Source organism: Candidatus Edwardsbacteria bacterium (assembly GCA_018821925.1).
Lineage (GTDB): Bacteria > Edwardsbacteria > AC1 > AC1 > EtOH8 > UBA2226.
Window position 1 is genome coordinate 26,753 of the sequence record JAHJLF010000017.1, and the last position, 9,270, is coordinate 36,022.

Annotated in this window: 8 protein-coding genes and 3 tRNA genes; 6 read left to right on the top strand and 5 right to left on the bottom strand. The window is 51.7% G+C overall.

The genetic code is table 11. The annotated features are described in order from the left end of the window. Positions 1-77: 77 nt before the first annotated feature. Both KJ869_01850 and asnS read right to left on the bottom strand, forming a co-directional pair. Positions 78-962, bottom strand: coding sequence for a hypothetical protein (locus tag KJ869_01850; protein MBU1575939.1), 885 nt, complete (start codon positions 960-962; stop codon positions 78-80). An 83-nt stretch (positions 963-1,045) separates the two neighbouring features. Beyond that, on the bottom strand, positions 1,046-2,344 hold the full coding sequence (gene asnS, locus KJ869_01855) for an asparagine--tRNA ligase (protein MBU1575940.1): 1,299 nt from the start codon (positions 2,342-2,344) through the stop codon (positions 1,046-1,048). A gap of 203 nt (positions 2,345-2,547) precedes the next feature. Here asnS and KJ869_01860 point away from each other — a divergent pair, with 203 nt between their 5' ends. After that, a complete protein-coding gene (locus KJ869_01860; GenBank protein ID MBU1575941.1) occupies positions 2,548-4,206 on the top strand; it encodes a nucleoside kinase in 1,659 nt (552 codons plus the stop codon). Between the two features lie 61 nt (positions 4,207-4,267). Here the strand turns inward: KJ869_01860 and KJ869_01865 are convergent, their stop codons facing one another. Both KJ869_01865 and KJ869_01870 read right to left on the bottom strand, forming a co-directional pair. Next, the gene (locus KJ869_01865) at positions 4,268-5,326 is read right to left on the bottom strand and encodes a DUF4388 domain-containing protein (protein MBU1575942.1); all 1,059 of its coding nucleotides are present in this window, start codon (positions 5,324-5,326) and stop codon (positions 4,268-4,270) included. Continuing rightward, the gene (locus KJ869_01870; GenBank protein ID MBU1575943.1) at positions 5,316-7,235 is read right to left on the bottom strand and encodes a tetratricopeptide repeat protein; all 1,920 of its coding nucleotides are present in this window, start codon (positions 7,233-7,235) and stop codon (positions 5,316-5,318) included. The genes KJ869_01865 and KJ869_01870 overlap by 11 nt, the downstream gene beginning before the upstream one ends. Positions 7,236-7,372: 137 nt before the next feature. Between KJ869_01870 and rdgB the strand changes: the two genes are divergently transcribed. From rdgB to KJ869_01895, 5 genes are all read left to right on the top strand, one after another. Then, the gene (rdgB, locus tag KJ869_01875) at positions 7,373-7,984 is read left to right on the top strand and encodes an RdgB/HAM1 family non-canonical purine NTP pyrophosphatase (protein ID MBU1575944.1); all 612 of its coding nucleotides are present in this window, start codon (positions 7,373-7,375) and stop codon (positions 7,982-7,984) included. A gap of 52 nt (positions 7,985-8,036) precedes the next feature. Next, positions 8,037-8,112: transfer RNA gene (locus tag KJ869_01880), tRNA-Pro, on the top strand. A gap of 94 nt (positions 8,113-8,206) precedes the next feature. Next, positions 8,207-8,283 (top strand) — tRNA-Pro (locus tag KJ869_01885). Between the two features lie 188 nt (positions 8,284-8,471). Beyond that, positions 8,472-8,548, top strand: a tRNA-Arg gene (locus tag KJ869_01890). A 96-nt stretch (positions 8,549-8,644) separates the two neighbouring features. After that, on the top strand, positions 8,645-9,028 hold the full coding sequence (locus KJ869_01895; protein ID MBU1575945.1) for a four helix bundle protein: 384 nt from the start codon (positions 8,645-8,647) through the stop codon (positions 9,026-9,028). 36 nt (positions 9,029-9,064) lie between these two features. On the opposite strand, the gene KJ869_01900 is transcribed toward KJ869_01895, so the two are convergent. Further along, positions 9,065-9,270: hypothetical protein (locus KJ869_01900; GenBank protein MBU1575946.1), on the bottom strand; the 206-nt coding region annotated here is incomplete at its 5' end.

Genomic DNA, 9,270 nt, shown 5'->3' on the forward strand with positions numbered 1-9,270 from the left:
TTAAGGAACAGAACATAAACCAGTAGGGACATAGCATGCTATGTCCCTACTATTTTTCACTATTTTGCAAAACGGAATTAAAGCTCAAATGACCAAGTGCCGATATTTTCACCAATTTTCTTTACATGTATCTCTCGTATTCCAGTAACATCAATATCCAATCTACATTTAAACAATTCACCAAGTAACCAAGTGAAGCAATCAATACAATATGTTTCATCCTTTTTTGTTACAATCAACGGTTTTATTATATTGCTCAAAGAATCAGGTAAATCGCCTTCCAATGTAATCTTATGATATTGGTCAGATAATATATCAATAGGTTTGTTTAATACTGGGTTTGTTGAATCAATCGGCATGCCTTTACCATGTGGTATTTGTAAATAATTCTCAACAAGGAATGTATTATTATTTTCATACATTTTACCCATTAAATTAAAATAAAAGCGAACGACAAAAACAGCTTTTTCTTTGGTTAGTTTTCCTTTAATAATATCACTCGCGGCCATTTTGTTGAAATTTATTGGATTCATATACCCGGGTCTTTTAATAGTGTCATCTTCCGGCCACCATGGCCATAACTCATAGGGCACTAACTGCTTATTTATAATATAAAAAGAAGATAAAGATTCACCTTCATGATGAGCAATAAATAATGTGCTGTCGCGTTGAACTATAAATATGGAATACTCATCTAAAAAGGAATAATAGACTTTATATATATGGCCCAATCTTTTAAAGTCATCAAACGTGTAGAATATATTAGGTGTTTTTGTCCAGGGAAAATCTCTACGGGTTATTTCGTTGATTTTCAAATTTATTGAAATATCAAAGCTATCAACCACGGAAGCCATTATTGATTCCGTGCTATTTTCATTGGTAATTGGTATTATTTTATGTCTGAGTGTGTTATTTGCACAACCCAAGATTGAAATAAAAAATATTATTGTTAGTTTTTTCATAATTGGTCTCTTATAATTTTGTCTGGCAATTAAACGGAAGCATATATATGCCTCCGTTTACATTAAACCCAGTAATTAATACCTCACGGATATATCTTCTCCAGCATCCGGGCAAACGGTATGGCCTCGCGGATGTGCTGCAGGCCGCAGATCCAGCTCACCGTCCGCTCTATGCCGATGCCAAAGCCCGAGTGCGGCACGCTTCCGTAGCGCCTTAAGTCCACGTACCACTTGTACGGCTCGTAGGGCACCTTATGCTCCTCCATCTTTTTAAGCAGTAGGTCGAGATCATGTATCCGCTGGCTGCCGCCGATGATCTCGCCGTAGCCCTCCGGGGCGTACAGGTCCGAGCCCAGCACCACCGAGGGATCATCCGGGTCGGGCTGCATGTAGAAGGATTTGATGGCCGCCGGGAAGCGGTCCACGAACACCGGGCGGTCAAATTTACCGGCGATGGCGGTATCATGCGGCGCCCCGAAGTCCTCCCCATATTCGATGGGCACTCCGGCTTCGTTGCATAATCTGACGGCCTCTTTATATGAGATCACCGGGAACGGAGCCTTGATCTTCTCCAACGGCGCGGTGTCGCGCTCCAAGGTCTTCAGCTCATTCTGGCATTCGTTGAGCACCTTTTCCATGATGGCGCAGATCATCCCCTCCTGGCACTGCATGTTCTCGGCATGCTCGAAATAGCTGGCCTCGGCATCCATCATCCACAGTTCGGTCAGGTGGCGGCGGGTCTTGGATTTCTCGGCCCGGAAGGCCGGGGTAAAGGTGTAGACCTTGCCGAAGGCCGCGGCGGTGGCCTCGATGTACATCTGCCCGGATTGGGACAGAAAAGCCGGCTCCCCGAAATAATCGGTCTCGAAAAGCGTGGTGGTCCCCTCGCAGGAGGTGGGGGTCAGTATCGGAGCCGGGGTATGGATGAAACCCTCTTTATGCAGGTAGCCGTGAATGGCCTGTTCGATTGTATCGCGGACCCGCAGGGCGGCATGCTGCTTGGAGGAACGCATCCACAGGTGACGGTGCTCCATCAGAAAGGCCGGGCCGTGTTCTTTGGGGGTGATGGGATAATCCTGGGACAGCTGGACTATCCGGAGATCGGTGACCCCCAGTTCGTACCCCGAGGGCGAGCGTTTGTCCTCCTTTACCCTCCCCTTGACGATGATGGACGATTCCTGGCTCACTTTGTCGCCCAGCTCAAAGATCTTGGCATCCACCTCGTTCTTGACCATCACCCCCTGGATGACCCCGGAGCCGTCCCGGATCTGCAAAAAATGTATCTTGCCCGAGGACCGCTTGTTGTACAGCCAGCCCTTGAGGGTGACCTCCTGCCCCAGGTGTTTTCCGATATCGGAGATATAGACGAAATCCAGTTTCATAAGATCCCTACATTGATATTTTTGATTGAATGTTAAATTTACCAAACTTCGAGCCTGCAAGTCAAGATAAAAGGCTTACCTGAGTGACAGCATTATAACTCATTTTCTCTTGACATATTCCGGCTTTTAAGCTACATTATTGTATATACTGCTGGCGGAGCTTTTTTAGGCTTCGCCATTAATTGCCAGAAAGGACATAAATCATGGGACACAAACCTATCGAAATATTGATGGACGGACAGCGCCTGCCGGCCAAGGCCGGGGAGCAGATCCAGAGCCTATTCAAGCGCTACCCCCCGAATGCCGGAAAACTGCTGGCCGCCAAGATCAACCAGAACCTGGTCAGCCTGGACGCTGTGCTGCACGCCAATTGCCGCCTGACCCCGGTATTTTACACCGACCGCGAGGGCCTGGCGGTCTATCGGCGGACGGCCTGTTTGATATTGTATGAAGCGGTGGAGGAGCTTTACCCCGAGGCCCGGATCATCGTGGGCCAGTCGCTGGCCAACGGCTATTATTTCGATTTTGTATCCGATAAGCCCATCGACCAGGAGATACTGGATAATATCGAAGCCAGAATGCGACAGATCGTGGCCGAGGGCCGGCCCTTTGTAAGAGAATCCATATCCATCGAAGAGGCCAAGGAATATTTCGATGCCGAGGGCTATCACGACAAGATAAAACTTCTGACCACCACCCGGCTGACCGAGGCCAAGCTTATTGGCTGCGGGGTGTTCAAGGACATCCAGCACGGGCCGGTCACGCCCACCACCGGGTTCATCGACCGCTTCGAGCTGGCCCTTTATGCCCCCGGCTTTCTGCTGCGCTTTCCCCAATCCAAGAACCCGGAGAGGATCCCCGACCTCTCGCCCCAGACCAAGCTCTTTAATATCCACAAGGAGACCAAGGAATGGAACAAGATCCTGGGCGTTACCAATGTGGGAGAACTCAATGAGATCTGTCTGACCAAAGAGATCGGCAACCTGATCCGGATATCCGAGGGCTTTCATGAAAAGCGCATCGCCCAGATCGCCGACATCATCACCTCCCAGCGGGACAAGGTGAAACTGGTGCTGATCGCCGGGCCCTCCTCCTCCGGCAAGACCACCTTCAGCAAAAGGCTGATGATCCAGCTCAAGGTCAACGGCCTGAGGCCCATCGCCCTGTCCACCGACAATTATTTTCTGGGGCGGGCCCAGACCCCTCTGGGCGACGACGGCAAGCCCGATTTCGAGTCCCTGCGGGCGGTGGATCTGGAGCTGTTCAACCAGCAGATGACCGAACTGCTGAAGGGCCAGGAGGTGGCCACCCCGATATATAATTTCCACACCGGGACCCGGGATGAAAGGACCGTCAGCCTGAAGCTGGAGGCCAACGATATCCTGCTGGTGGAGGGGATCCACGGGTTGAATCAGAAGCTCACCCAGTCGGTGCCCCGGGAGAACAAGCTCAAGGTCTATATCAGCGCCCTGACCCAGCTGTGTCTGGACGACCATAACCGGATCATGACCTCGGATGTCCGGCTGTTGCGAAGGATCGTCCGGGATCGCAAGTTCCGGGGCTACAGCGCCGCCCACACCCTTAAGGTGTGGCCCTCGGTGCAGCGGGGCGAGGAGCACAATATCTTCCCCTTCCAGGAGGAGGCCGACGTTATGTTCAATTCCACCCTGGTTTACGAACCGTCGGTGCTGAGGATGTACGCCGAGCGCTTTTTGCTGGAGGTGCCCACCGACGACGAGAGCTTCGGCGAGGCCTACCGCCTGCTGCATTTTGTAAGGATGTTCGTGCCGGTGTTCGCCGACGAGGTGCCCCACACCTCGATATTGCGGGAATTCATCGGCGGCAGCACTTTTGAGTATTGATCTAATTCGGTAACGAAAAAGCCCTCCCGGAAAACCGGAAGGGCTTTTTTATATTTCGGCCCTATTGCCTGGACTTCAGCCGATACCCGGAATCCTCTTCGTTTTTATGATAGTCGAATGAAGAAATGATTTTCCGGTCGCTGGTTATATCGCTAAGACTGGCCGGATAACTGCCATTGAGCATGTAATAGACTTCGATCCGGTTTTTCAGCCAACCCATCCGGGCCCTGATGATCTCCCGCTGTATCAGATTGTTTTTCTGCGCTGTCAGCAGATTGATCTTATAGGCCCCAAATCCCGCTCCGCCCAAAACCGCCAATCCCAGCAGGACAGCTGCCGTTGTTATGATCTTGCCGGTTGCGCTGGCCGTCTTTTTGGCCTGCCTTTCGGCCACCCTCACCTCCGGCTCCGGGGTATGGATTATCTCCACCGTTCCCGACATCAGCAGGTTATAGACGGCATTGAATGTCCGGAAACGCCCCAGATAGGTCTCCCCTATCATCTGGCTGATGGTCTTTGAGCCGTCGACCATTTCGAATATCTGCTGAAGGTCGGTTGAAATCTCCAGGCCGGTGACCGTATCCTGAATCTTTTTCAGGATGACGCCGTCGGAGGGCAGGGCTTTGGCAATGGCCGGCCATTCATCCTTGCGCCTCAGGGTCTCCAGCAGCAATAATTCGGCCGGGATGGCCACCTGGGAGCGGCTGTTCTGATACAGCCTCTCCTCGGGATTGAACTTGTAACGGGCATCGCTCCAGGTAAAGACCTCATCCAGCACCTCCTGGATCTTGAAGGTCACCAGCCCGTCTATCTCCTCCTGGGTCATCAGCCCCTCCTTCAGAAGCAGTTCCCCCAGGGGGATCCCGGTGTCGACCTGTATCTTCAGGATGGATTTCAGCTTTCCCTGCTCCACCTTTTTGGACCTCAGCAGGTAGTTCTGCAACTGGTCCTGGCGGCCCTGGCGGCCGTACACCGCTCCGGTGATCTTGCCGTAATCAAAGGCGATGGAGGCCTTGTCATTTTTTGATGTCAGCTGCAGCACCCCGGCCTTCTGGTTGCCGGCGATAAACTGCAGGACATCCGCCAGACCGAACTCTTTTACATTACCTTCAAGCGGCATCTGAAGCTCCTTGGTTTCTGAACAGCTGAATATACCCCACCCAGGAGATGAGATATAGTACCGCCATGATGATTCCGGCGATCCAATAAAAATTATCCGTCACTGAAAAATCCAGCCGGGGCGATATCCAGGGGGAGATGAATAACATCAGTCCGGCATACAACAGTCCCAGGGATAGTGAAAGAAGCCATCCCTTTATGGCGCTGCCCCGCATTACAAATGATGACCCCGGCAGGAAAAAATTTGCCAGGCCGGAGATCGTCCGCTCCCTCTTTACCGCCTGGCGGGAGAGCACCTCGGCCGCCTTTTGCTGCAGCTCCTGGGACTGGATGGAAAATATCTGGTTATGGCACTCTTGGCAATACAGGTTTCCGTCCTGGGCCAGGGCCTGGCATCGGGCGCAGACATAACGCCCGCATAGCCAGCAGTTGCGGACCGCCAGGTTATCCTTCACCAGAACCATCCATACGATGATCAGAGCCACCAGCACCAGCCAGGCCCATAACGGCAGCCAGAGATTCAGCCGGGTGAGGCTGGCGGCCTCCGCCGGAGCAAAGGAAGCCAATGGTTTCCATCCCCGCCATACTTCCGGCCAGAGCAGTTCCTGGTCAAGCTGGGCATCCATCACCATATTGCCGCCCGACTTCCGGCTCCGGCTTTCCATTCTGGCCGGGGCCAGCGAGGCGGCCCTCTCCAGCTCCACCCGGGCCTGGTTGAAATCGATGGCCTTAAAATGCACCTGCCCCAGGTTGTAATGGGCCTCGGCCAGATCCTGGTCGGCTTCGATGGCTAGGCGGTAAAACGAAGCAGCGCTGTCAAACTGCCCCTTGAAAAAATAAATATTCCCCAGATTGTTCAGGGCGGAGGGATTGTTCCCCGATGCTTCGATGATCGCCGTCAGATATGTTTGGGCTCGGTCCAGCCGCCCGCGGTTCTTCTCCATCAGGGAGAGGGCGTATATCGGTTTCAGATCAGAAGGATCCTGCTGCTGCTGCCCGGCCAGGTCCTGGACCAGCCAGTTATTCCACTCCGAGGTATTGGCCACCGCCAGGGCTTCAACCCGCCCCTGATCGCTGGCTTTGAAGAACTGGTGAACCAGGTTGAAGCCGGCCGCCGAACAACCGATCAGGGCCATGGTGATCCAGAACATTACCTTCTCCCGGGTCCTTCCCATGACGATGACCGCTCCGGCCGGGATCATTATGGCCAGGGCCAGACTGAATCCGGCTATGATCACTAATAACCCGACGCCCACTGATGTTGCCAGGAACATCCGGCCGAAATATGGCCAGTTTTTGGGGAGCAGGTCGGAGAGCAGATGGAACAGATAGGGAAGATATTTTACTGTCAATAACAGTAGGAAGAAAAGGCCTCCCGCTATCAGGGCCAGCGATAGCCCAAATATCCCCAGCCATAAGGTCCGGTATCTATAGCGGAAATCCTGCCGGTAGCCGTTGATGGCCTGGATGAACTGCCCCAGAGCCGATGCCACTCCGATAATACGGCTGTTGGCCTGGAAATGGGAGATATTGTTTTTAAAGGAATAATTATCGGCCAACAGAGCCAGCCGGGAATATTTTTGAGCCCCTTCCCAGTCTTTATTCTTCAGGGCCTGTCGGGTTTTATTTCCCCAATACGCCCCGATCACGGGAAGATCCAACCCCAGCGCCCGACTGCGGATCAATGAGGACTCGGCGGCGGCCAAAGCCTCCTCCGGCATCCCCTGATGCTGATAATCCAGGCTTCTCTGCCGCCACTCCTGCCATTGCATCAGATTAGCCCAGTCGGCGGTGTCCGCCACCACGATCGGCCCGCTGGCAGCCGGAGCTGTCTCCAGGCTATCCTCCTGGCTGTAGCCTAGCCCGGCCATCAGCAGAAGTGCGGTAAATATTAAAAGTTGTCTTCGCATTCTCGATGGTTGTAATTAAATACGATAGTTGTCATAATTGTCATATAGCAGGCTTTTCAATAATAGTGTATATATCGGTTAAAAGTCAAGCAAAAAGGTTTGCATTTTCCCCTCTTAATTTGGTATCATTCCCCGATATGGATATTTTGATCGCCACCAGAAATAATGACAAGGTCCGGGAGATCTCGGAGATATTGGATCTGCCCGACACCCGCTTCGTCGGATTGGATGGCTTTCCCGACTGTCCGGAGGCCGAGGAGACCGGCCGGACCTTCGATGACAATGCCATGATCAAAGCCAGCCAGGCGGCCTATTACAGCGGCCTTTGGGCTTTGGCCGACGATTCCGGCCTGATGATAGACGCCCTGGGCGGCCAGCCCGGCATCCTTTCCGCCCGCTTTGCCGGGCCGGAGGCCGATTACCGGGATAACTGGATGAAAGCGCTGGAGCTGATGAAACAGGTCCCGTCCGAAAAAAGGGCCGCCCGGTTTGTCTGTGTCCTGTGCCTGGTGGGAAACAATAACCGGGCCTTTTTTACCCGGGGGGAGATCGAAGGAACGATAACCACGGAACCCCGCGGCAGCAACGGTTTTGGATACGACCCCATTTTCCTTCCGGCCGGGTTTGACAAGACCTTTGCCGAACTGGACCCACCGGAAAAGAACCGGATCAGCCACCGATCCCAGGCCCTGAAAAAGATGCGGGCCCTGATCAACGGCTTGGCCTCCCCCGGCTCGCCTAAAACTTAGCTTGACATATCAACCTTTGGTATAATATAATTACTGTTTGCTGAAGGTGCTACGGGGTGTGGCGCAGTTGGTAGCGCGCTTGCTTTGGGAGCAAGAAGCCCCCAGTTCGAGTCTGGGCACCCCGACCAGTACTGATTATAGACAATAGATTACTGATCTTTGGGGCAGCCCCAAAATAGATTCGGTTAATTAGATCTTTAGTGTTTGGTTTTTAATATTTGTCGGGGAGTAGCGCAGCCCGGTAGCGCACCTGGTTCGGGACCAGGGGGTCGGAGGTTCGAATCCTCTCTCCCCGACCATTTTGATCTAGCGGGGTCGCCCCGATAAAATCGGGGTCTCCCCTATCACTTTCAGGTTAACAGGTGGGTTGCCTTAAGAAAATCAAGACCTACCCTATCGTTTTACGCCGGGAGTAACGGATAGATTTTAGATGATGGATTAGGGATACCGGAAAATGATCAGATATCCCTGACCTGTTATCAGAAATGCGCCTGTAGCTCAGTTGGATAGAGCATCTGCCTTCTAAGCAGAGGGTCACAGGTTCGAATCCTGTCAGGCGTACCATTTTGGATTATAGTCAATGGATAACGGATTTTGGGGACAGGTTTGGGATTTCAGTCCCTTGATAATAGATCACGGGGTTACGTTTTGGGGGTAGTTATGATCAGCGGGTTTATTGATCTGGAAGTATGGCAGAAAGCGCATCAGTTGTTTTTAGATGCGGTAAAAGATTCTGATAAATTTCCCAAGACCGATGCGGCCCGGATAATAACCAATCAGTTATTGCGAAGCACCGGTTCTATCAGCGCCAATATAGCCGAGGGCTATAATGCCCAAAGCACCAAAGAATATCTGCATTACCTGGATGTTTCAATTCGGACCTGTGCTGAAAGTGAAAATTGGATATATAAATTAAAAGACTTAAAATACCTTTCCGCAGAAATAGTTGACCAGAGATTATCAATCTGCCTGACAATAAAAAAGATGCTTTTCGGATTGAAACGAAGCCTGAAGAACAAACCCCGTAAATCAATAATCCTGTAACCCAAAGACCAAAATCTGTCACCTATGTTTTTCCAATTATCTGTCATCTGTAGACAATAATCCGTCTTGTGATCCAAAGGAAAAAATCCGTAATCCGTACTTTTTCCCTGTAATCCAATGACAAAAATCTGTAATCCGCACCTTTCCCTCTGTAATCCAATGACCATAATCTATAATCCGCACCTTTCCCCCTGTAATCCAATGACCATAATCTATAATCCGCACCTTTCCCCCTGTAATCC